This window comes from Actinacidiphila glaucinigra, assembly GCF_900188405.1.
Lineage (GTDB): Bacteria > Actinomycetota > Actinomycetes > Streptomycetales > Streptomycetaceae > Actinacidiphila > Actinacidiphila glaucinigra.
Map to the genome: position 1 here is coordinate 191864 of NZ_FZOF01000002.1, position 21822 is coordinate 213685.

A 21822-nucleotide genomic window follows, 5' to 3' on the forward strand; every position below is an offset into this window, starting at 1 on the left:
GGCCGGAAAAGTTGCCCGGGCTCCGGGAGCCGCGAACGATGGATGAGTGAGCGACGCCGCATATCTCCGGTTTCCGCATGTTCACGGCGAGCGGCTCTGTTTCGTCGCCGAGGACGACATCTGGGTCGCGCCCCTGGACGAGGGGCGCGCGTGGCGGGTGACGGCCGACCGGACCCGGGTCGGGCATCCGCGGTTCTCCCTCGACGGCTCGGTGATCGCCTTCAACAGCTGGCGCTCCCTCGACCCCGAGGTGTACGTCGCGCCGGTCGAGGGCGGCCCGGCCCGCCGGCTGACCTACTGGGGCAGCACCGACACGCGGGTGCGCGCCTGGACGCCGGACGGCCGGATCCTGGCCGTCTCCTCCCACGGCGAACCGTTCTCGCACTACACCTGGGCCTACGGCGTGCCGTCCGAGGGCGGTCCGGGCAGCCGGCTGCCCTGGGGCCCGGTGTCGGACATCGCCGTGGACGACAGCGAGGAGGGCGAGCACCGGACGCTGCTGCTGACCGCGACCGCGCCGCACGAGCCGGCCTCGTGGAAGCGGTACCGGGGCGGGGCGACCGGGCGGCTGTGGCTGCAGTGCCGGCGGCTGGTGCCGGAGATCGACGGGCATCTGGAGTCGCCGATGTTCGTCGCGGGGCGCATCGCCTTCCTCTCCGACCACGAGGGCATCGGCAACCTGTACTCCTGCCTGCCGGACGGCACGGATCTGCGGCGGCACACCGACCACGCCGACTTCTACGCCCGCAGCGCCGCAACGGACGGCACGCGCGTGGTCTACCAGTGCGCGGGCGAGGTGTGGCTGGTCGACGGCCTCGGCCCGGACTCGGTGCCGCGCCGCGTCGCCGTCGACCTCGGCGGCCCGCGCGCGGGCCGGCGCCCGTACCAGGTCCCGGCCTCGGCGTACCTGGACGGGCTGGCCGTGGACCGCACCGGCCGCGCCAGCGCGGTGTGCGTGCGCGGCAGCCTGTACTGGCTCACCCACCGCGACGGGCCCGCGCGCACCATCTCCGACGTGCCCGGGTCGCGGGTCCGGCTGCCGGTCATGCTGGGCGACACCGGGCGGATCGCCTTCGTCACCGACGCCGAGGGCGAGGACGCCATCGAGATCGCCGCGCTGCCGGGGCGCCCCGCGGCACTGGCCGCCGCCGAGATCGCCGACGCCGACGACGCCGTCGCGCAGGCGCTGCGGGCCGCGGAGTCGGAGACGGAGGCGGAGACCGGGGAGGACGGGAAGGACGGGGAAGAGGAGGCGGACGGGACGGCGCAGGACATCGCGGCCGCCGAGGGGCAGACCGTGCCGCGGCCCCCGTGCCGCAGCGGCGGCACGCGGCTGGCGTGCGGCCTGCTCGGCCGCGTCCACGAACTGGTGCCCTCCCCCGACGGCCAGATCCTCGCCGTCGCCTCCCACGACGGGCGGCTGCTGATGGTCGACGCGGAGTCGGGCGTGGTGGCCGAGCTGGTCCGCTCCTCCAACGGCCCGGTCCGTGACCTGTCCTTCTCCCCGGACTCCGACTGGATCGCCTGGTCCCACCCGGTCATCGGCCGTTCGCTGCGCAAGATCCGGATCGCCCGGCTGAGCCCGGACCCGGAGACCGGCAAGCACACCCTCATCGACGTCACCAACGGCCGTTTCGAGGACGAGCAGCCGGTCTTCACCCGCGACGGCCGCTATCTCGCCTTCCTGTCCTGGCGCGGCTTCGACCCGGTGTACGACGTGCACACCGGCGACCTGTCCTTCCCGCTGGGCTGCCGCCCGCACCTCGTCCCGCTGCACTCGGCGACGCCCTCGCCCTTCGCACTGCCCGTGGAGGGCCGGCCGCCGGGGGGCGGGCTGGACCCGACCGGTTTCACCGAGGGGCCGCTCGCGGTGGAGGCGGCCGGTCTGCCGATGCGGGTGACGCCCTTCCCGGTGCCCGCCTCCAAGTACAGCTCGCTGGAGGCGGTGCGGGGCGGGCTGACCTGGCTGCGCTGGCCGATCTCCGGCGCGCTCGGCGAGACCTTCGTCAATCCGACCGACCCCTCCGCCCGGCCCACGCTGGAGTACTTCGGCCTGGCCAAGTCCAAGCGGGTCGAGCTGGTACGGCACATGGACTGGTACCGGGTCAGCGGCGACGGCACGCAGCTGGTGGTCTTCGACGAGGGCGACCTGACGGTGGTCCCGGCGTTCGAGCCGGGCGACCTGGACTCCACCGTCTACATCGACATGCGCCGGATCCTGCACGAGGCGAACCCGCCCACCGAGTGGCGGCAGGCGTTCGACGAGGCCGGGCGGATCATCCGCGACTACTTCTGGGCGCCGGACATGTGCGGCATCGACTGGCCGGCGATCCTCGACCAGTACCGTCCGCTGGTCGAACGGGTCGCCACCCCGGACGAGTTCGCCGACCTGCAGCGCGAGGTCCTCGGCGAACTGGGCACCTCGCACGCGTACGTGGCGCCGGCCCGCCGCAGCGAGGGACCGCCGCACTACCAGCGGCCGATCGGCCTGCTCGGCGTCAACTTCGTGCACACCAAGGACGGCCGGTGGGTGGTCACGCGCATCCTGCCCGGCGAGTCCTCGGACTCCAAGGCCCGTTCGCCGCTGGCCGGCACCGGCATCCTGGAGGGCGCCGCGCTGACCCACGTCGACGGCCGTGCCGTCGACCCGGACGCCGGACCCGGCCCATTGCTGTCGGCCGCCGGCGGGACCACGGTGGAGCTGACCTTCGTCCCGCCCGACGGCGGGCATCCGCGCCGGGTCGCGGTGGTGCCGCTGGTGGACGAGCGGCCGCTGCGCTACCAGGACTGGGTGGCCAAACGGCGCGCGGTCGTACGGGCGTTGAGCGAGGGCAGGTGCGGCTATCTGCACATCCCCGACCTGGGCGGCTCGGGCTGGGCGCAGTTCAACCGCGACCTGCGCATCGAGATCGTCCACCCGGCGCTCATCGTCGACGTGCGCGGCAACGCGGGCGGAAACATCAGCGACCTGGTGGTGGAGAGCCTGACCCGCAAGATCCTCGGCTGGGACCACACCCGCCACGCGCAGCCGGTGAGTTACGCCGGCAACGCTCCGCGGGGCCCGATCGTGGCGCTGGCGGACGAGGCGACGGCCTCCGACGGAGACATGATCACCGCCACGTTCCGGCTGCTGGGCATCGGGCCGGTGGTGGGCCACCGCACCTGGGGCGGCGTGGTCGGCATGACCGGCCGGCACCGGCTGGGCGACGGCACGGTGATCACGGTGCCGATGAACGCCGCCTGGTTCGAGGCCTACGGGTGGGCGGTGGAGAACTACGGCGTGGAGCCGGACATCCCGGTCATCCGCACCCCGCTGGACTGGGCGGAGGGCCGTCGCACCGATCTGGAGATCGCCGTGCAGACGGCACTGGACCTGCTGGAGAAGCACCCGGCCTCCACACCGCCCGATCTGTCCGACCGCCCGGACCGGCGGCGGCCCCCGCTCCCTCCGCGTCCCTGAGCCTCCCCTCCCGCCAAAGACCCCGCCGGGGTCGGTGGAAGGCCGGGCCGAGGACGGCGGAAGGGGCGCGCCCTGTACGGACGCGCCCCTCCTCGTTCACTCCTGGACCACGCGGGTCAGGACCGGTCCCGCCGCTCGTCGATCTCCTCCGGCGAACGCCGGCGTTCGCGGTCGCCCTTCGGCATCGACTCGGGCTTGGACGGCTGGCCGTGGCCGGGCTCGCGGTGCTGCGGCTTGCCCTGCTGGCGCATCGGGTCGTCGGCCATGCCCTGAGCGCGCTCACGGGTCTGGCCGATACGCTCCTGCCCCTGGGGCTGAGCCTGCGGGCGGTGCTGCTGCTGCCCGGCCTTGTTTCGCGTGGGGTCGTTCTTGCCCATGATCACTCCTTCGTGATGTGCGGATGGGCCTCGACCAGGCTGACACGGCCGGACACGGTGCGCATTTCGGACGAATGCGTACCGTGAACGGCGCTGGTCAGACGGGCCTTTCCGACCGGGCACGCTCGTCGGCGGCGCCGCCGCGGCCGACGAGTCCCTGCCGGATGCCGCCCGCGGCGGTGATCCTCGGCTCCAGGCGGCGCATCTCGCGCCGCCCCAGCGCGCCGCCGATCAGGCCGGGCAAGTACCCGCGCACGGACTGCGTTCCGCGCAGCCACCACTGGGCGTAGACGTGCGGCGAGCGGCGGGCGATCCCGTCCGCGATGCGCTCGACCGCGGGCTCCAGCGGGTAGGTGCGATTGGCCGGCCAGGGCAGCCGGGAGCGGGCCTCGCGCATCACGTCGTCCTCGTCGGCGCCGCGCACCATGTCGGTGTCGGTCCAGCTCAGATACCCCACACCGACCTTGACGCCCTTGAAGCCGACCTCGGCGCGCAGGCAGTGCGCGAAGGCCTCCACCCCCGCCTTGCTGGCGCAGTACGCGGTCATCAGCGGTGCCGGGGTGATCGCGGCGAGCGAGGCGATCTGCAGCAGGTAGCCGCGCGAGGCGACGAGCGCCGGAAGGAACGCGCGGGCGGTCACCACGCTGCCCAGCAGGTTGACCTGGACGACCCGTTCGAAGTCGGCGGGGTCCACGTCCAGGAACGGACCGCCGGTCGCCACACCGGCGTTGGCGACGACGACGTCGACGCGGCCGTAGCGCTCCAGGACCTCCGCGGCCACCCGGGCCATCGCCTCCCGGTCGGTGACGTCGGCCGTCCAGCACCCGGCGTCGGGGCCGATCTCCTCGGCCACGCGCTTGAGTTCGTCCGGCTCCAGCCCCACCAGCGCCAACCGGGCGCCGCGCGCGGCGAGTCTGCGGGCGAGCAGCGCCCCCACCCCGCGGGCGGCGCCGGTCACCACCGCGACCTGCCCGTTCAGCGACCTGCTCATGCCGTCTCCTCCTTGACCTGGGCCCCGGGCCGCAGATGGTCCTCGACGAGGGTGCGTACGACGCCCGCGACCGCGGCCGGCGCCTCCAGCGGGGTCATGTGGCCGAGGCCCGGCAGTTCGGTGAGCCCGGCGAACCGGGAGAGCCGGGCGGCCATGCCGTGGGCGTGCACCGGAGGGGTGAGCTTGTCGGCGCCGCCCACCAGCACGGCGGTGGGCACGCGCAGCGCGGAGACGCCCGCGTCGAGATTGAGCCCGGCCAGCACCCGGCCCCACCCGGCACGCTGCCGGCGCCCGCAGGCGTGCACGATGCGGGCGGTGGCGGCCACCAGCTCCCTGCTCGACGCCGCGCCCAGGATCCCGTACTTGAGCGCGGCCCGGGTCACCGCGGACTGCGGGCCCAGCGGCGCCGAACTGACCAGCAGGAAGCGGTGGAAGGCGTCGCGGACCCGCTTGCTGCGCACCCGCGGCGGCAGCACCGCCGCCTCGGCGAGCAGCCGTCCACTGCCGGTGCTGGCCAGCAGCACGGCGGCTGTGCGGGACTGCACGGCGGCACGGTCGCCCGCCGCCATCGCGGTCATCCCGCCCATGGAGTGGCCGACCAGCACCACCTTCTCGTCGCCCACGACGGCGGACTCCAGGACCGCGGTGAGGTCGTCGGCGAGCGCGCCGGTGCCGTAGCCGCCGCGGCGCGGGGTCCCGCTGCCGCCGTGGCCGCGCTGGTCGTAGGCCACGACCCGGTACTCCCCGGCGAGTTCGTGGATGAGCGGGGCCCAGAACAGGGTGCTGCAGGTCCAGCCGTGGATCAGCACCACGGTGGGCGCGGTGCCGGACTCGGGGCCGTACTCCTCCACATGGATCGAGGTGCCGTCCGCGGACCGCACGGAGTGCGTGCGCCGGGTGGCCGGCAGGTCGAAGACGGACGCGGTCACGAGGCCACCTCCACGCGCTCCGGGCGCTCCTCGGGGGCGCCGGCGGGCACGATCTCGTACTCCTGGAGGTCCAGCCGCCGCGTGGCGCGCCGGAACTCGGCGGTCGTCCCGGGCCAGACCGTGGTGTTGCGGCCCTGGTCGTCCAGGTACCAGCTGACGCAGCCCCCGGTGTTCCACACCGTGCGGGCCATGCGGCGCTGCACCTCGTCGTTCCAGGACCGCACGGCCTCCGGACGGGCGTCGAGCGCGGCGGCCCCGGTGGTGTCCAGGGCGCGCAGGTACGCCGCGACGTAGTTCAGCGAGGACTCGATCATCAGGATCATCGAGCTGTTCCCGAGGCCGGTGTTGGGCCCGATGACGAACAGCAGGTTGGGGAAGCCGTCGACGGAGCAGCCGCGCAGCGCGGCCATGCCGCCCTTCCAGTGCTCGGCCAGCGAGCGGCCGTCGGCGCCGAACACCCGCTCCCCGATGGGCATGTCGGTGACGTGGAAGCCGGTGCCGAACACGATGGCGTCGGCCTCGCGCTCGGTGCCGTCGGCCATGACCAGGGTCGAGCCGCGCACCTCCTTCAGCGCGGAGGCGACGACCTCGGTGTTGGGCCGGGCGAGCGCCGGGTAGTAGTCGTTGGACAGCAGGATGCGCTTGCAGCCGATCCGGTAGTCGGGGGTCAGTTTGGCGCGCAGCGCCGGGTCCTTGACGGCCTTGCGCATGTGCGAGGCGGCCACGGCCTGCGCGCCGCGCATCATCGCCGGGCGCTTGGTGAACGCGCCGACCTGGAACTCACGGATCAGCCAGAGCAGTCCGCGCCGCGCCCTGGCGGTGGCCGGCACCTTGCCGTGCAGCCACTGCTCGGCCCGGCTGATCCCGCGGTCCATGCGCGGCATCACCCACGGGGGCGTCCGCTGCACCACGGTCAGGCTCTCCACCTCGGGCTGGATCGCGGGCACGATCTGGATCGCGGAGGCCCCGGTGCCCACCATGGCGACCCGCTTGCCCTCGAGGTCGAAGTCGTGGTCCCACTTCGAGGAGTGGAAGACCCGCCCGGGGAAGGCGTCCAGGCCCGGCACGTCGGGCAGTTTGGGGTCGGACAGCGGTCCGGTGGCCGAGACCAGGACGTCGGCGGTGAGTTCGCCGCGCGAGGTGGTGACGCGCCAGTGCCGGGCGCCGGCGTCCCAGCGGGCCTCGGTCACCTCCGTGCCGAGGCGCAGGTGCGGGCGGAGGCCGAAGGTGTCCGCGACCCGTTCCAGGTAGGCGCGGATGTGCGGCTGGCCGGAGAAGGTGCGCGGCCACTGCGGGTTGGGCGCGAAGGAGAACGAGTACAGGTGCGAGGGCACGTCGCAGGCGCACCCCGGGTAGCTGTTGTCGCGCCACGTCCCGCCGACGGAGTCCCGGCGCTCCAGGACGACGAAGTCGGTGATCCCCTCGCGTCGCAGCCGCACGGCGGCGCCGAGTCCGCCGAACCCCGATCCGATCACCGCAACCCGCACGTGTTCGCTGTGTCCGGCCATACCGCCGCCTCTCGGTGCCGCCCCAGTGCCGAATCGCGCCAGCGTTCACTGGCACGGTTCGGAGCGTAGACCAGAAGGCGTTACCAGCGGTAGAGGCCGGGCCAAGCGATGTGCGGCGCCCACCGCATAGGCTGACCGGCGTGGCAACGCACGAGCGCGAGTACCGGATGGACGAGCTGGCGGAGGCGGCCGGTGTCCCGGTCCGTACCGTCCGCTTCTACCGGGAGCGCAAGCTGCTCCCCGCGCCACGCCGCGAGGGCCGGATCGCCTGGTACAACGACCACCACCTGGCCCGGCTGCAAACCATCACGGCGCTGCTGGAGCGGGGTCACACCCTCGGCGGCATCGCCGAGCTGATGGACGCCTGGGAGAGCGGCCGCCACGACGTCGGCGAACTCCTCGGCCTGGACCCGGCACTGCCCACCCGCTGGTCGGAGGAGGAGCCGCTGCGGCTCACCCCCGAGGGCCTCGCCGACCACTACGGCGACCAGGCCACCGCCGAGAACCTGGCCACCGCCCTGGACATCGGCTACATCGCGGTCGACGGCGACGACGTGGTGCACGTCAGCCGCCGGCTGCTGGAGGCCTCGGCCGCGCTGGTCCGGGAGGGCCTCCCGCTCGCCGAGGTGCTCGCCACGGGCCGTGACATGCGGGACCGCATGGACCCGCTCGCCGAGCGGTTCGTCGAGCTGGCCCGCACCTACGTCCTGCCGGACGCGGAGGCCGACCTGCAGTCCGGCGACACCACCCGGCTCACCGAGGCCATCGCCCGGCTGCGCCCCCTGGTGCAGGCCGTCGTCGAGGCGGAACTCGCCCTGGCGATCGACCGCAGGTTGCGCGAGGAACTGGGGCGGTGACCCCGCGCGCCGCCCGCGGACGCCAGGTACGGGCGTCAGGCCGGGCGGCGCCCCGGACAGGGGCAAGGGCTTCCGCGCCCCGGCTCACCCGGCTCACCCGGCGCCGCCGTTCGGCCGGCGCGGGCGGTCGCGGGCGGTCGCGGGCCTGAGGCGCCGCGAGCACGCCGCCAGGCCCGCCTCCCTCTGCGGATCCCCGCCGGCCGCCGTCGCCCGCGTCCACCGCATGCCCGGCGAAGTCCTCGAACAGGCCGTCACCACCGGCCCCGGCATCCGGGCCCGGGCGGACGGCGACGCCCTCGCCCTCACCCTGGCCGACCGCCGCCCCGCACCCGCGCAAGCGCCCTCCCGAAGGCTGCGCGAGGAGGCCGCCGCGCATCCGTACTGTGGTCCTATGACTCTCGATCTCGATGCCTATCTCGCCCGCATCGGCTGGACCGGGGAGCGCCGACCCACGACGGAGGTGCTGCGGTCCGTGCACCGCGCCCACCTGCTGGGCATCCCGTTCGAGAACCTCGACCCGGTCCTTGGCCGGGCGCCCTCGCTCGCGGTGCCCGACCTGGAGGCCAAGCTCGTCCGCGGCACACGCGGCGGCTACTGCTACGAGCACAACACCCTGTTCGCCGCGGCGCTCACCGCCCTCGGGTTCCGGGTCACGCTGCTCACCGCGCGGGTCCTGGTGGGGGCGAAGCCGGGGGACGTCCGCCCCCGTACGCACATGCTCATGCTCACCGAGGTGCCCGGCGAGCCGGTGCCGTGGGTGACCGACGTCGGCTTCGGCAGCATCGGCTCCCTGCTGGAGCCGTTGCCGCTGCTCGCGGACGAGGAACTGCACGACGCCCCGCGCCGCCACCGGCTCGTCCACGCCCCGCACGACGGCCCACTGGAACTGTGGAAGCTCCAGGCGTACCTGCCCGGCGCCGCGGACGGCGGATGGGAGGACCAGTACGCCTTCACCGTCGAACCCTTCCAGGCCCCGGACTACGAGGTCATCAACTGGCACGTCGCCACCAACCCGCGCTCCCCCTTCTCCCGCGGCCTCTACGTCCAGCGCACCACCGGCGACACCCACCTCTCCCTCACCGGACGCCGCCTGACGGAGACGGCCGCCGACGGCACCCGCAAGGAGCGCGAACTGGCGGACGAGGACGAGGTGCTGCGGGTCCTGGCGGACGACTTCGGCGTACGGCTCCCCGAGGGGACGCGACTGCCGGGGTGACCCGGCGCTAGGCCGCGGCCTTCCCCTCGGCGAGGGTGTGCGCCACCAGCGCGTTGGCGTGGCCGTGCCCGAGGCCGTGCTCGGTCCTCAGCCAGCCGACGAGCTCCATGTGCCGGGTCAGCGGGGAGGAGCGGATGAGCTCCTTCCACTCCGCGACCGGCCGGCCGTACTTCTTCTCGATCGACGGGAAGTAACTCGCGGGGCCCTTCACGTTCTGCGTCATGCCTGGTGGACCGGCCGGCCGCCGCGAACTCATCGCCGTCCCGCCGTGACCCGCGTCACACCGGCCGGCCGTTCCCCGGCCCGGGTGAATTCCGCCGGTTCCCGGCGTGCCGCCGGGCGGCGTCTGCCTAGCGTGGCGCCCGGGACGACACCAGGGGAGCCGGACGGGGGTGGCCGCATGACGGTCGAGGACAAGCGCTCGGTGAGCATGAGGATCTTCGGGGACCTGCTCAGGACGCTGCGCGAGGGCCGGGGAATCACCCTGGACGCGGTGGCGGCGCACACGGGCTACTCGAAGTCGCAGACCGTCAAGATCGAGTGCGGGGAGCGCATCGCCAGCACGGCGTTCATCGAGCGGGCGGAGCAACTGCTCGGCTCACCCGGGGTGCTGAGGGCGGTGGCCCCCCATCTGTCGCGGGAGAAGCTGCCCGTGGGGTACGGGGAGTACGCGGACGAGGAGGCCCGGGCACTGAGCCTGGGCGCCTACGACTCCCACGTCGTCAACGGCCTGCTGCAGACCGAGGCCTGCATGCGTGCCGTGTTCGGTGCCCGCTGTCCGGCGCTGGAGGAGGACGAGGTCGAGCGCTGGACCGAGGACCGGCTGGCCCGCCAGTCACTGATCGTCCGCAGGCCCGTGTGCATGCTCTCCTTCGTCCTGGAGGAATGGGTGCTGCGCCGCCCCACGGGCGGACGGGCGGTGATGGGCGCACAGTTGTCGCATCTCGTCGAGGTGGGCCGGCGGCGCAACGTCCAGATCCAGGTGATGCCGGCCCGGTACGAGGCGCACGCCGGTCTCGACGGCCCGTTCACCCTGCTGGAGAACCCCGACCGCCAGTTGCTCGCCTACGCGGAGGGGCAGGTCGGGGGCCTGCTCACCGATGACCGGAAAAGGGTCAGTCTGCTCCACCAGCGCTATGGAATGATCCGGGCGCAGGCCCTCACACCCGAGGACTCCGCGAAGTTGATCGAGCAGATTGCGGGTGAACTGTGAGCGCTCTCGTGTGGTTCACGTCCCGTCACAGCGGCAGCGACGGCGGTCAGTGCGTCGAGGTGGCGGTCGGCCCGGCCGCCGTCCACGTGCGGGACTCCAAGGACAGGTCCGGCCCCGCCCTGGCCTTCGAGCCGGACGCGTGGACCGAGTTCGTGGCCTTCGCCGGCCGATTGCCCGAACCCCAAGGATAGTTACCAACCGGTAATCCGTACGCCGGTTTCCGCTCACCCGCACCAGCGAACGTACGGTGCATGACAACCCTCAAAACCCTCACGTGGAGACGCGGCGCCGTCGTCGCGGCGATCATCGCCGCCGGGGTGTCCGGCCTCGCGCTCCCGGCCGACGCGCACGCCACCGACGCGCACGCCACCGGGCGGATCGGCGGCACGCCGGCGGCGGCCGCCACGGCCTCCGCCGGCGCCGCTTCGGTCGACCACGAGACCTGGCTGCGCGACGTGCGCCCGGTGATCGACCAGGCGCGCGCCTACCTCCAGGAGCGCACGTCGACCGCGCGGCCCGGCGAGAAGCCGGCGATCGTGCTGGACATCGACAACACCTCGCTGGAGACGTACTTCGACTGGTGGTTCCCGCCCGCCGTGGCGCCGACACGCGACCTCGCCCGGTACGCGGACTCCCGCGGCGTGGACGTCTTCTTCGTCACCGCCCGGCCGGACTTCATCCACCCGGCCACGCTCTACAACCTCGACCGCGCGGGCTACCCGGTCGCCGGACTGTACGGCCGCTCGATCCCGGACCTCTTCGACGAGGTCAGCGCGTACAAGACGGCGCAGCGCGCCGCCATCGAGAAGCGCGGCTACACGATCGTCGCGAACATCGGCAACAACACCACCGACCTGGTGGGCGGCCACGCCGAGCGCACCTTCAAGCTCCCGGACTACGACGGCCTGCTCGACTGACGCCGTCCGAGACCGCCCGGCACCCGGGGAGCGATCGTTCCCCGGGCGTTCACCATGCCCTCATGCGCGGGCTTCGTACGGGCTCGACCTGCGGCTTAGCGTCACGAGGTCCCGTTCGCCCGATGTAGACGAGGTGTAAATGTCCCTCCGGCACGCAATCGCAGCCCTGGCCGTCGTGCCCGCGCTCGTGGTACCCACCGCCGCCCAGGCGGCCACCGCCCACCACGGCCACGACCACGGCCACTCCCCCAAGGCCTCCTTCGACCTGCAGGCCCACCGCGGTGGCATCGGCATGACCACGGAGGAGTCCCTGGAGGGCTTCGGCAAGGCCCTGCGCCTCGGGGTGAGCACCCTGGAGCTGGACACCCACGTCACCAAGGACCAGAAGGTCGTCGTCAACCACGACCGCCAGATCAGCGCCCAGAAGTGCAAGGACACCGGTCCCGTCACGCCGGGCGACCCGATGTACCCCTACGTGGGCAAGTACATCAAGGACCTGACGCTGGCCCAGATCAAGACGATGGACTGCGGCTACCAGCAGCTGCCCGGCTTCCCCGAGCAGGAGCAGGTCAAGGGCCACCGCATGGTGGAGCTCAAGGACGTCCTCGGCCTGGTCAAGAGCTACAAGGCCAAGAAGGTCAAGCTCAACATCGAGACCAAGGTCGAGGCCGGCGCCCCCGAGCAGACCGCGCCGCGCGAGCTGTTCGTGCGCCGTGTCTTCGAGGAGATCCACCGCTCGGGCATAGAGAAGCAGGTCACCATCCAGTCCTTCGACTGGGGCGCCCTGAACGAGATGCACAAGCTCGCGCCGAAGTACCCGCTGGTGGCGCTGACCAACTACGACTTCCTCCAGGTCGGCAAGCCCGGCGCTTCCCCGTGGCTCGGCGGCATCGACGCCGACGACTACGACGGCGACTTCGTCAAGGCCGCGGCCGCCGTCCCCGGCGTCACTGCGCTCTCCCCGGTCTACGGCATGCCGCAGAACGGCACCATCGCCGACCCGAACTTCACGTTCTACGTCACCGAGAAGATGGTGGACGACGCCCACGAGCGCGGCCTGAAGGTCATCCCGTGGACCTGTGACGACAACCCGACCATCGAGGCCCTGATGGACATGGGCATCGACGGCATCATCACCGACTACCCCAACCACGTCCGGCAGATCATGGCCGACCGCGGTATGCGCCTGCCCAAGGCCTACCCCGCGCCGCCACTGACGACCGGCGCCCCGCGCGCGGACGCCCCCGGAACCGGCCGGTTCCGGGGGCGTCCGCGTACGGTTCAGGTGGCCGAGGCGGCGGGTTGCCCGGCCGGGCTCGCCAGGTGCTCCTCGGGATGGACGCACTTGTAGAGGCACTGGGTGCGGGACATCGCGAAGACGCCGTAGCTGAGCACCGCGAAACCCGCCAGCGCGGGCAGCAGCCAGAAACCGGTGCGCGGCTGCTCGCCGTAGAGCGTGACCCCGAGGCAGAAGCCGACGACGGCGTCGCCGAGCGTCAGGGCGGGCTGGGAGGCGATCAGCGGTCCTCCCTGCATGGCGGTCCCCAGCAGGAACAGCGAGAACCCGCCGGCCGCGGCGAAGGCGTAGGTCTGCCAGGACAGCAGCCAGGCCGCGACGCCCTGGTGCTCCAGGATGTCCATGGACGACTTGATCAGCGCGGCCGTGAGGGCGTTGCCCACCGCGGCCGCCCCGCCCAGGCAGGCGGCGCGCATCAGGCCGTTGGGCCGCCGCAGCCCGGCGAGCACCAGCACCGCGCCGAGTCCGCCGACGATCAGCAGGGTCGGCACCCACCAGATGCCCGGAACCTGCTCGCGCCCCCCGCTGGGCGCCATCGAGAAGAGGAACAGCGCCAGGCCGCCGGCGATGCACGCCACGCTGACCCAGGCCTTGTGGGACAGCTCGACGTGGAAGACCATGCCGCCGATCACCAGGGCCAGCGGCAGCTCCAGGATGAACACCGGCTGGACCGCGGCGAGCGACCCCGTGCCCAGCGCCAGCGCCTGGAAGATCGCGGCCAGGATGACGCCGAGGATGCCGGCGAGCCACACGGGGGTGCGCAGCAGGTCCTTCATCAGACCGAGGCGCAGGGACTTCGAGGCGGGGACGGTGAGCACCGCGCGCCGCTGCAGGACCGTGCCGAAGGCGTTGCTGCAGGCCGCGAGGACGGCGAAGAGGATGGAGATCATGAGGACGGCACCACTCCCCGCGTGCTCGGCCGCGGTCGTCCTCGTCCGGCTCGGCGCCGGACGACGCTCGACCGTTTAAAGGTATTCGTCCGGTTTTCCACGTGAATGGAAAGTCTAACGTCGAACGTATGCGGAGGCCCGCCGCCCGGCGGTCACCGCGACGGTCACGGAAGCGTGGTCACCGGTCACAGCGCGGCGCGGTCGCCGGTGTCCACCGGCTGTGTGGCGCTTGCCCCGCGCAGGGCGTCGGAGCGCACCTCGTCGGCGGTCAGCACGTAGCCCGTGGTGGAGTCGGTGGTGGAGCGGGCGAAGACCACCCCGTAGACGCGTCCGGAGGTGTCCAGCAGCGGGCCGCCGGAGTTGCCGGGGCGCACCACGGAGCGGACCTGGTAGATGTCGCGGGTGACGGCGCCCTCGCCGTAGATGTCCTGTCCGGTGGCGCGGATGCGCCCGGCCACCGTCGCGGCGCGCAGGTCGAGGCCGCCGTCCTGCGGGTAGCCCGCCACGACCGCGCCGTCCCCGCGCACCGCGTCGTCGGTGAAGCTCAGCGCGGGGGCCTTCAGCCCCGGGACGTCCAGGACGGCGATGTCCTTGCCGGGGTCGAAGAGCACGACGGTGGCCCGGTAGGCCCGACCGACGCCGCCGACCTGCACCGCGGGGTCGTCCACCCCGGCCACCACGTGGGCGTTGGTCATCACGTGCTCGTCGGCGTAGACGAAACCGGTGCCCTCCTGGCCCTGGCGGCGGCCGTCCACGAAGGCGACGCCCTCGATCTTGACGGTGCTGCGGGCGGCGGCGCCGGCCGTGGCCGCGGTGACGTTGTCCCCGGAGGGCGCGGGCACCCCGTTGACCGGCTCGGACTCGAAGGGGTTGAACACCTGCGGGAACCCGGCCTCGGCCAGCGCGCTGGTCGCCCTGCTGAACCAGGTCGGCGCCTGCCGGGGCATGGTGTCCTGGACCGCGCCCAGCACCTCGGACCCGCGGATCGACTGGGCCAGCACGCTGGAGGAGGAGGTCACCAGCACGCTGGCGGCCACCCACGAGACCAGCAGCACGGCCACGGCGTTCGCCACCGCGCCGCCCGCCCCGTCGAGCCAGCGCAGCGGGCCCCAGTCCAGCCCGGTCCGCGCCTTCCAGGCGACCCCGGAGGCCAGGGCGTGCCCACCGGCCGCGGGCACCAGGACGGTGAGCAGCGCGACCAGCGTCGCCCGCGGTGTGCCCGGCTCGACGTACTGCAGCACATACGGCAGCAGCCACACGCCGACCACCGCACCGCCGAGGAAGCCCGCGAGAGAGATGCAGCCCGCGACCAGCCCGCGCCGGAAACCGGCGACGGCGTAGGCGACGGTCAGCACCAGGAGCAGGAGGTCGAGCAGGTTCAACCGAGGGGCCTTTCGACGAAACCCTATGGACCAGTGAAAACGCACATTAACTGACCATAGGTTCCCTTTTGCGGCACACCGCACGCAGATTCCGTCACATCCGCCCCGGGTACCCCGGATCGCCGTGGAATCGCATGGGAAAGGCCCGGCGCGGCTTCCGTGTGCATCCACGGACTCCGGCACCGGGCCCTCCGTCGCACCGCACCCCGTCCCCACGGGTCGGCGCGTGCGGGACCTTCCCACCGCTCAGGGGCGGCCCCGCAGCTCAGTCCCCCTACATGACGACGACCGGGGCGCCGCCGGCATTCCCGTCCCGGGCGGTAATTCCGCTCCGGTACACCTGGACGTCACCTACCGGCCCGTCACCAGGCCATGACGCGACCTCCGGCGCCGGGACACCGATGCGACACGAAACCGTTTCGTACGGGTCGACACTAGAGGCAGCCTTATCGAAACGCAAGTGTTTCGATCGCCTGGGCGCAGTGGGCTGCCTAGAGTGGGTGCCGACGACCGAGGAGGTGCGGGCCGTGACCGAGCAGCAGTCGGGAGATCGCCCCGAGAAGGCGATCCTGGAACGGATCAGCGCGATGGTCTCCGACGAGAGGACCCTGCGCGAGCTCCTCAGCGAGGGGCGGATGGACGGCGAGACCGAGCGGGCGCGGCTCGACGCGCTGGAGCGCGAGCTCGACCAGTGCTGGGACCTGCTCCGCCAGCGCCGCGCCAAGACCGAGGCGGGCGGCGACCCGGGCGAGGCGAGGGTGCGCTCCACGGGCACGGTGGAGGGCTACCAGTCGTGAAGAGCGACGCGAAGGTGACGGACGCCCCCGGAGCGCGGCGCTACGAGGCGCACGTCGAGGGCAGGCTGGCGGGCTTCGCCACGTACATCCGCACCCCGGAGATGGTCGCCTTCCTGCACACCGAGGTGGACCCGGAGTTCGAGGGCCGGGGCGTGGGCTCCTCGCTCGCCCGCCACGCGCTGGACGAGGCGCGGGAGCGCGGTCAGAGCGTGCTGGCGGCCTGCCCGTTCATCGCGGGCTGGATCGCGCACCACCCCGAGTACGAGGACCTGGAGTACCGCCCGCGCAGCGCGGTCAGCGACTAGGCACGGCGACCGGCGCCGGACGGCCGGGCGTGGGCGACCGGACGGCCCGGCGTCAGCGGGCCCGCCCGATGCCGAGCGCCGGCAGCACCACCGCGTCGATGTAGCGGTGCATGAAGGCCGCGTCGACCTCCACGTCCTCCAGCAGGCGGCGGGTGATCACGGCGCCGAGCATCATGTGCGGCATGAACTCGGCCGCGGGGACGGCGGCGTCGATCTCACCGCGGTCGGCGGCCCGCCCCAGCAGTTGCCGCACCCCGGAGAGCTCGGGCTCGATCAGGTGCTGGCGCATCGCCTCGGCGAGGTCGGGGTTGGTGGCGGAGGCGTGGGCCAGGCCCCGGATCAGCGGGGTGTCCACGTCCGAGCCGTCGCCGATGCGGTCGGCTAGTTCGTGCAGGTCGCCCGGGAGCGAGCCGGTGTCGACGTTCTCCACGTGCACCGGCTTGGTGCACTTGAGCGCGGTCACGACCAGCTCGGGCTTGCTCTTCCACTGCCGGTACAGAGTGGCCTTGCTGGACCGGGTACGGGTGGCGACCGCGTCCATCGTCAGCGCGTCGTACCCGACCTCGCGCAGCAGATCGATCACCGCGCCGTACAGCTCCTGCTCCCGCTCGGGCGTCAGCCGGGTGCGGCGCGCCGGTGCGCTCGCGTCGGTCGTCATGTTCCGTGCTCCGTCTCTCGTCCCCTGCGAAACGGTTTCGTATCCCAACGACAATATGGCACCGCCCACCGAAACCGAAACGTTTCGATGGGCGGGGCACATGGCGCGGCTCCGGGCCGGTGCCGTCGGGCGTCAGGCCAGCGAGGCCGTGAGCGTGATCTCCGTACCGGCCAGCGCCTTGCTCACCGGGCAGTTCGCCTTGGCGTCCTCGGCGGCCTTGACGAACTCCGCCTCGTCCATCCCGGGCACCTCGCCCTCGACGGTCAGGTGGATGCCGGTGATTCCGGTGCCCGGCTTGAAGGTCACGTCGGCCTGGGTGCGCAGCCGGGTCGGCGGGGTGCCCGCCTTGCCGAGGCCGGCAGACAGGGCCATCGAGAAGCAGCTGGAGTGGGCGGCGGCGATGAGCTCCTCGGGGCTGGTCTTCCCGCCCGGCTCCTGCGAGCGGGCGACCCAGGTCACCGGGTACTCCCCGATGCCGGAGGAGTCGAGGGTCACGACCCCGCTGCCCTCCGTCAGACTGCCGTCCCAGACGGTGTGCGCGACCCGCGTGGTGGAGTGCGGCGTGGTGGACATGGTGGATCCTCCCGAGTGCGGAGTGAGTACGGCTGCGGCGGGTCCAAGTCTTCACCACGGCGCACCGCTTCGCGAAGCGATCTCCCGCGCCGTGACGGTCGTGTTGCCCCCTGTCAAACGGGGCGTCACCCACAAGAGTGGCTGTACGCAGGGATTTCACCGACCCGCCCCCCGCCGCCGTGCCACCGCCCTACGTTCGGGACCTGGGACGCGGACGTCAAGGAGTGAGCCTGGTGGTCGAATCCGTGCGGGTACCGATCCTCGCTTCGTGGGAGCGCTGTCAGACCGCCGGCCTCGACCCCGAGCGGTTCGAGGTCCCGTACACCGACGACCTCGACCCCACCGGCGCCCTGGTCCGGGCCGCGGGCCCCGTCCTCGACCGGCTCGCCGGCACGCTCTCCGGCACCCGTACCGCCGTCCTGCTCACCGACGACCGGGGGCTGGTGATCGACCGCCGGGCCGCCGAACCCCCGTTGCTGCCCGCCCTGGACCGGGTCCGGCTCGCCCCCGGGTTCAGCTACCACGAACTCCACGCCGGGACCAACGGCATCGGCACCGCCCTGGCCGCCCGGCAGCCCGTCCGCGTCTGCGGCGAGGAACACTTCTCCGCCGCCCTGCGCGGCTTCACCTGCTTCGGCGTACCCGTCCGCCATCCCGTCAGCGGCCGGGTGGAGGGCGTCCTCGACCTCACCAGCCTGTACGGCGACGCGCACCCCCTCATGGCCGAACTCGCCCGCGGCTGCGCCCTCGCCATCGAGCAGCGGCTCCTCGATGAGTGCGGCGAACGCGAACGCGCCCTGCTGCACAGCTACCTGGCCGCCGAGCACCGCGCCACCACGGCCGCCTCCCTGCGGCTGGACGGCGCCGGGCGCTTCCAGGGCGTAGGGCCTCCGGCCGGTCTCACCGACGGGGACGAGTCGGCGCTCGCCGAGACCGCCGCCGGGCTGATCGCCGCCGGACGGCGCGAGGCGCTCCAACTCCCCCTCTCCCACGGCCGTACGGCCCACCTGCTGTGCCGGCCCCTCGCGGGCGGCGCCGTCGTGGAGGTCAGCGTGCCCGGGGACGCCGGGTCGCCCGGCGGCGGCACCGGCGGGTCCGCGCGCCGCCCGCTGCTGGTCGGCGAAGCGGGGGTGGGCCGCCTCGCCGTCGCCGCGCGCCGCCGCCTGGAACTGCTCAGCGACGCCGCCCTGCGGATCGGCACCACGCTCGACGTCTCCCGTACCGCCCGCGAGATCGTCGAGGCCGCCGTGCCCCGCTTCGCCGACCACGCGACCGTCGACCTGTTCTGCCCCGTCCTGCACGGCACGGCCCCCGTCGACCCCGGGGCGGAGCTGCGCCGGGTGGCGGCGAGCGGCGCGGCCCCCGGCGCCGCGTACGGCCCCCACGCCAGGGGTGAACCGATTCGCCTCGTCCCGGGCAGCCCCCAGGCCAGAGCCCTGTGCGGCGGCGCCGCGGTCCGCGACACCTCCACCGGCCCGGACGGCGAACCGCGCGCCGTCATCGCCGTCCCCCTGCGCGCCCGGGACACCCTGCTGGGCGTCGCCACCTTCCAACGCGCCGCGCCGACCGAACCGTTCGCCGACGACGACCTCACCCTCGCCCGCGACCTCGCCGCCCGCGCCGCCGTCTGCATCGACAACGCGCGGCTCTTCACCCGCGAGCACCACCTCGCCCTGGAACTCCAGCGCAGCCTGCTGCCCCGCGGCGTACCGGAGCAGCACGCCGTGGACGTCGCCCACCGCTACCTCCCGGCGGCCCGCGGCCGGGTCGGCGGCGACTGGTTCGACGTGATCCCGCTGTCCGGGGCGCGCGTGGCGCTGGTCGTCGGCGACGTCGTCGGCCACGGCATCCACGCCGCCGCCGCCATGGGCCGGCTGCGCACGGCCGCGCACAACTTCTCCGCCCTCGACCTGCCCCCGGACGAGCTGCTGGGCCGCCTGGACGACCTCGTCGTCCGCCTCGACGACGAGAGCGGCACCGGTCCCGGCCTCGCGGGCGCGACCTGCCTCTACGCGGTCTACGACCCCGTCACCCGGCGCTGCCAGCTGGCCCGCGCCGGGCATCCGCCACCGGCGCTGCTCGCCCCCGACGGCGAGGTGCGCTTCCCCGACCTGCCCGCCGGGCCGCCGCTCGGCCTGGGCGGACTCCCCTTCGAGGCCGCCGAGTTCGCGGTCCCCGAGGGCAGCGGCATCGTCCTCTACACCGACGGCCTCATCGAGGGCCGCCACCTCGACCCGGACACCGGGATGCGCCGTCTCGGCCGCGCCCTCACCGCCGTCCCGCGCGGCTGCCCGCCGGAGGAGGTCTGCGCGGCGCTGGAGGCCGCGCTGCGCCCGGCCCCCTCGGCCGACGACGTCGTCCTGCTCGTCGCCCGTACCCGGACCCTGGACGAGCGCCAGGTCGCCGGCTGGGACGTGCCCGACGACCCGGCGGCCGTCTCGGCCCTCCGCTCCGCGATCACCCGCCGTCTGCGGGCCTGGGGCCTCGACGAGCTGACCTTCACCACGGAGCTGATCGCCAGCGAGCTGATCACCAACGCCATCCGCCACGGCGCCGGCCCCGTGCGGGCCACGCTGCTGCGCGACCGCGCCCTGGTCTTCGAGGTCGCCGACGCCAGCGGCACCTCGCCCCGCCTGCGCCGCGCGGCCACCACCGACGAGGGCGGCCGCGGCATCTTCCTCGTCGCCCAGCTCTGCCGCCGCTGGGGCACCCGCTACACCGACCGCGGCAAGGTCATCTGGACGGAGCAGCAACTCCCCGCGTGAGGTGCCCACGACCGGTGGCCACGGGCACCGGCGCGCCTCGGCGCCGCCCCCGGCCTCGCCCTGATGGCCTACCAGTCGCACGAGGCCCCGTCCCCGACGCACCACGTCCGCAGGCACGGTAGCGGGCGGGCGAAGCGGCGGGACACGGGGGTTCCGGCTGTGCGCGGACGCGCTGTTGCCTACGGTGGAACCATGACCACGGCGGCAGACAGCAGTACGAACGCGAGCACGGACACCTACGACGTCATCGTCATCGGCGCGGGCCCCACCGGGGAGAACCTCGCCGACCGCACCAGGCAGGCCGGACTGACCACGGTGGTGGTCGAGGCGGAGCTGGTCGGCGGCGAGTGCTCGTACTGGGCGTGCATCCCCAGCAAGGCGCTGCTGCGCCCGCAGGCGGCCCTGGACGCCGCGCGGGCGGTCGCGGGGTCGCGGGAGGCGGCCGGCGGGCGGCTGGACGCCGCCGCGGTGCTGGCCCGGCGCGACTGGTGGACCGGCAACTGGAAGGACGACGGGGCGGTGAGCTGGCTGGACTCGGCCGGGATCGACCTCGTCCGGGGGCGCGGACGGCTCGACGGGCCGCGCCGCGTCGTCGTGGAGACCCCCGACGGCGGCGAGCGCGTCCTGACCGCCCGGCACGCCGTGGCGGTCTGCACCGGCACCCGCGCGCAACTGCCCGACCTGCCCGGCATCGCCGACGACCACGTGTGGACCAGCCGCGACGCCACCAGTTCCCCCGAGGTGCCGGGACGGCTCGTGGTGGTCGGCGGAGGTGTGGTCTGCGTCGAGATGGCGACCGCCTGGCGGTCGCTCGGCTCCGAGGTGACCGTGCTGGTCCGCGGCTCCGGGCTGCTGCCGCGCTGGGAGCCGTTCGTGGGCGAGCTCGTCGCGGACGGCATGCGCGCCGCCGGGATGGACATCCGCACGGGCGTGTCCGTCACGGAGCTGCGGCGCGCCTCGGAGTCCGGGGCGATCACCCTGGTGCTCTCCGACGGTTCGGAACTCGTCACCGACGAGGTCCTGTTCGCCACCGGCCGCGTCCCGCACACCGACCACCTGGGCCTGGAGACGGTCGGCCTCACCCCCGGCTCGTGGCTGGACGTCGACGACACCTGCCTGGTCAAGGACGTCGAGGGCGGCTGGCTGTACTGCGCGGGCGACACCAACCACCGCGCGCTCCTCACCCACCAGGGCAAGTACCAGGGCCGTATCGCCGGCGCCGCCATCGCCGCCCGCGCCAAGGGCGAGCCCCTGGACACCGCCCCCTGGGGCCGGCACTCGGCCACGGCCGACAACGTCGCCGTCCCCCAGGTCGTCTTCACCGAGCCCGAGGCAGCCGCCGTCGGCATCACCGCCGAGCAGGCCGCGCGGGAGGGCCGCCGCGTCAAGATCGTGGACTACGAGATCGGCAACGTCTCCGGCGCCGGGCTCTACGCCGACGACTACAAGGGCAAGGCCCGCGCCGTCGTCGATCTGGACCGGGGCCACCTCGTCGGCGTCACCTTCGTCGGCCCGTCCGTCGGCGAGATGCTGCACTCCGCCACCATCGCCGTCGCCGGTGAAGTGCCGCTGGAACGGCTGTGGCACGCCGTACCGGCCTTCCCCACGATGAGCGAGGTGTGGCTGCGGCTGCTGGAGACCTACCGGGACGCGCCGGACGGCGAAGGCTGACGGAGACGGCGGCCCC

20 protein-coding genes are annotated in these 21822 nt (G+C 73.5%); 11 read left to right on the forward strand and 9 right to left on the reverse strand.

The window, feature by feature from the left end:
• The first annotated feature begins 46 nt into the window (after positions 1–46).
• Positions 47–3460 (forward strand): S41 family peptidase, encoded by a 3414-nt coding sequence (locus CHF15_RS04780; protein ID WP_089222341.1) that lies wholly within the window; start codon positions 47–49, stop codon positions 3458–3460.
• 116 nt (positions 3461–3576) lie between these two features.
• Here the strand turns inward: CHF15_RS04780 and CHF15_RS04785 are convergent, their stop codons facing one another.
• The 4 genes from CHF15_RS04785 to CHF15_RS04800 all read right to left on the reverse strand — a co-directional run bounded on the left by CHF15_RS04785 (position 3577) and on the right by CHF15_RS04800 (position 7265).
• Positions 3577–3837: a hypothetical protein gene (locus tag CHF15_RS04785; protein WP_089222342.1), complete on the reverse strand. Its 261-nt coding sequence runs from the start codon at positions 3835–3837 to the stop codon at positions 3577–3579.
• Positions 3838–3934: 97 nt separating this feature from the next.
• A complete protein-coding gene (locus tag CHF15_RS04790) occupies positions 3935–4828 on the reverse strand; it encodes an SDR family oxidoreductase (protein ID WP_089222343.1) in 894 nt (297 codons plus the stop codon).
• Positions 4825–5757, reverse strand: coding sequence for an alpha/beta fold hydrolase (locus tag CHF15_RS04795; protein WP_089222344.1), 933 nt, complete (start codon positions 5755–5757; stop codon positions 4825–4827). The genes CHF15_RS04790 and CHF15_RS04795 overlap by 4 nt, the downstream gene beginning before the upstream one ends.
• Positions 5754–7265 (reverse strand): flavin-containing monooxygenase, encoded by a 1512-nt coding sequence (locus CHF15_RS04800; RefSeq protein WP_089222345.1) that lies wholly within the window; start codon positions 7263–7265, stop codon positions 5754–5756. The genes CHF15_RS04795 and CHF15_RS04800 overlap by 4 nt, the downstream gene beginning before the upstream one ends.
• A 167-nt stretch (positions 7266–7432) precedes the next feature.
• Between CHF15_RS04800 and CHF15_RS04805 the strand changes: the two genes are divergently transcribed.
• Positions 7433–8122, forward strand: coding sequence for a MerR family transcriptional regulator (locus CHF15_RS04805; protein WP_089222346.1), 690 nt, complete (start codon positions 7433–7435; stop codon positions 8120–8122).
• A 391-nt stretch (positions 8123–8513) separates the two neighbouring features.
• Entirely contained in the window at positions 8514–9338 is an 825-nt protein-coding gene (locus tag CHF15_RS04810; RefSeq protein ID WP_089222689.1) for an arylamine N-acetyltransferase family protein, read from the forward strand.
• A gap of 7 nt (positions 9339–9345) precedes the next feature.
• Here the strand turns inward: CHF15_RS04810 and CHF15_RS04815 are convergent, their stop codons facing one another.
• Positions 9346–9561 (reverse strand): DUF4287 domain-containing protein, encoded by a 216-nt coding sequence (locus CHF15_RS04815; protein ID WP_089222347.1) that lies wholly within the window; start codon positions 9559–9561, stop codon positions 9346–9348.
• Between the two features lie 177 nt (positions 9562–9738).
• Between CHF15_RS04815 and CHF15_RS04820 the strand changes: the two genes are divergently transcribed.
• The 4 genes from CHF15_RS04820 (at position 9739) to CHF15_RS04835 (ending at position 12819) form a co-directional block, all read left to right on the forward strand.
• On the forward strand, positions 9739–10551 hold the full coding sequence (locus CHF15_RS04820) for a helix-turn-helix domain-containing protein (protein ID WP_089222348.1): 813 nt from the start codon (positions 9739–9741) through the stop codon (positions 10549–10551).
• Positions 10548–10742: a DUF397 domain-containing protein gene (locus CHF15_RS04825; RefSeq protein ID WP_089222349.1), complete on the forward strand. Its 195-nt coding sequence runs from the start codon at positions 10548–10550 to the stop codon at positions 10740–10742. The genes CHF15_RS04820 and CHF15_RS04825 overlap by 4 nt, the downstream gene beginning before the upstream one ends.
• 60 nt (positions 10743–10802) lie before the next feature.
• Positions 10803–11468 carry an HAD family acid phosphatase gene (locus CHF15_RS04830; RefSeq protein ID WP_089222350.1) on the forward strand — a complete coding sequence of 222 codons (666 nt, stop codon included), beginning with the start codon at positions 10803–10805 and terminating at the stop codon, positions 11466–11468.
• A 139-nt stretch (positions 11469–11607) separates the two neighbouring features.
• Complete coding sequence (locus tag CHF15_RS04835) at positions 11608–12819, forward strand: glycerophosphodiester phosphodiesterase family protein (RefSeq protein ID WP_245938663.1); 1212 nt, start codon at positions 11608–11610, stop codon at positions 12817–12819.
• On the opposite strand, the gene CHF15_RS04840 is transcribed toward CHF15_RS04835, so the two are convergent.
• Both CHF15_RS04840 and CHF15_RS04845 read right to left on the reverse strand, forming a co-directional pair.
• Positions 12750–13655, reverse strand: coding sequence for a DMT family transporter (locus CHF15_RS04840; RefSeq protein WP_089222351.1), 906 nt, complete (start codon positions 13653–13655; stop codon positions 12750–12752). The genes CHF15_RS04835 and CHF15_RS04840 overlap by 70 nt on opposite strands.
• 185 nt (positions 13656–13840) lie before the next feature.
• A complete protein-coding gene (locus CHF15_RS04845; protein WP_089222352.1) occupies positions 13841–15037 on the reverse strand; it encodes a MarP family serine protease in 1197 nt (398 codons plus the stop codon).
• Between the two features lie 527 nt (positions 15038–15564).
• Between CHF15_RS04845 and CHF15_RS04850 the strand changes: the two genes are divergently transcribed.
• Together CHF15_RS04850 and CHF15_RS04855 are read left to right on the forward strand one after the other, a co-directional pair.
• Entirely contained in the window at positions 15565–15834 is a 270-nt protein-coding gene (locus tag CHF15_RS04850) for a DUF2630 family protein (RefSeq protein WP_089222690.1), read from the forward strand.
• A complete protein-coding gene (locus tag CHF15_RS04855) occupies positions 15831–16139 on the forward strand; it encodes a GNAT family N-acetyltransferase (protein WP_089222353.1) in 309 nt (102 codons plus the stop codon). Before CHF15_RS04850 ends, CHF15_RS04855 begins: the two co-directional genes overlap by 4 nt.
• Positions 16140–16191: 52 nt before the next feature.
• Here the strand turns inward: CHF15_RS04855 and CHF15_RS04860 are convergent, their stop codons facing one another.
• Both CHF15_RS04860 and CHF15_RS04865 read right to left on the reverse strand, forming a co-directional pair.
• Positions 16192–16797, reverse strand: coding sequence for a TetR/AcrR family transcriptional regulator (locus CHF15_RS04860; protein ID WP_089222354.1), 606 nt, complete (start codon positions 16795–16797; stop codon positions 16192–16194).
• Between the two features lie 132 nt (positions 16798–16929).
• Entirely contained in the window at positions 16930–17370 is a 441-nt protein-coding gene (locus tag CHF15_RS04865) for an OsmC family protein (RefSeq protein ID WP_018559864.1), read from the reverse strand.
• 233 nt (positions 17371–17603) lie between these two features.
• Here CHF15_RS04865 and CHF15_RS04870 point away from each other — a divergent pair, with 233 nt between their 5' ends.
• The gene (locus CHF15_RS04870; RefSeq protein ID WP_245938664.1) at positions 17604–20135 is read left to right on the forward strand and encodes a SpoIIE family protein phosphatase; all 2532 of its coding nucleotides are present in this window, start codon (positions 17604–17606) and stop codon (positions 20133–20135) included.
• Positions 20136–20327: 192 nt separating this feature from the next.
• Positions 20328–21806 carry a dihydrolipoyl dehydrogenase family protein gene (locus tag CHF15_RS04875; RefSeq protein WP_089222355.1) on the forward strand — a complete coding sequence of 493 codons (1479 nt, stop codon included), beginning with the start codon at positions 20328–20330 and terminating at the stop codon, positions 21804–21806.
• The last annotated feature ends 16 nt before the right edge of the window (positions 21807–21822 follow it).

Bases quoted from the DNA above. Each gene is read 5' to 3' on its own strand.
- CHF15_RS04805 (WP_089222346.1), top strand. From the start codon at position 7,433: ATGGACGAGCTGGCGGAGGCGGCCGGTGTCCCGGTCCGTACCGTCCGC.
- CHF15_RS04830 (WP_089222350.1), top strand. From the start codon at position 10,803: ATGACAACCCTCAAAACCCTCACGTGGAGACGCGGCGCCGTCGTCGCG.
- CHF15_RS04865 (WP_018559864.1), bottom strand. From the start codon at position 17,370: ATGTCCACCACGCCGCACTCCACCACGCGGGTCGCGCACACCGTCTGG.
- CHF15_RS04785 (WP_089222342.1), bottom strand. From the start codon at position 3,837: ATGGGCAAGAACGACCCCACGCGAAACAAGGCCGGGCAGCAGCAGCAC.
- CHF15_RS04860 (WP_089222354.1), bottom strand. From the start codon at position 16,797: ATGACGACCGACGCGAGCGCACCGGCGCGCCGCACCCGGCTGACGCCC.
- CHF15_RS04840 (WP_089222351.1), bottom strand. From the start codon at position 13,655: ATGATCTCCATCCTCTTCGCCGTCCTCGCGGCCTGCAGCAACGCCTTC.
- CHF15_RS04835 (WP_245938663.1), top strand. From the start codon at position 11,608: ATGTCCCTCCGGCACGCAATCGCAGCCCTGGCCGTCGTGCCCGCGCTC.
- CHF15_RS04875 (WP_089222355.1), top strand. From the start codon at position 20,328: ATGACCACGGCGGCAGACAGCAGTACGAACGCGAGCACGGACACCTAC.
- CHF15_RS04790 (WP_089222343.1), bottom strand. From the start codon at position 4,828: ATGAGCAGGTCGCTGAACGGGCAGGTCGCGGTGGTGACCGGCGCCGCC.
- CHF15_RS04815 (WP_089222347.1), bottom strand. From the start codon at position 9,561: ATGACGCAGAACGTGAAGGGCCCCGCGAGTTACTTCCCGTCGATCGAG.
- CHF15_RS04820 (WP_089222348.1), top strand. From the start codon at position 9,739: ATGACGGTCGAGGACAAGCGCTCGGTGAGCATGAGGATCTTCGGGGAC.
- CHF15_RS04800 (WP_089222345.1), bottom strand. From the start codon at position 7,265: ATGGCCGGACACAGCGAACACGTGCGGGTTGCGGTGATCGGATCGGGG.
- CHF15_RS04810 (WP_089222689.1), top strand. From the start codon at position 8,514: ATGACTCTCGATCTCGATGCCTATCTCGCCCGCATCGGCTGGACCGGG.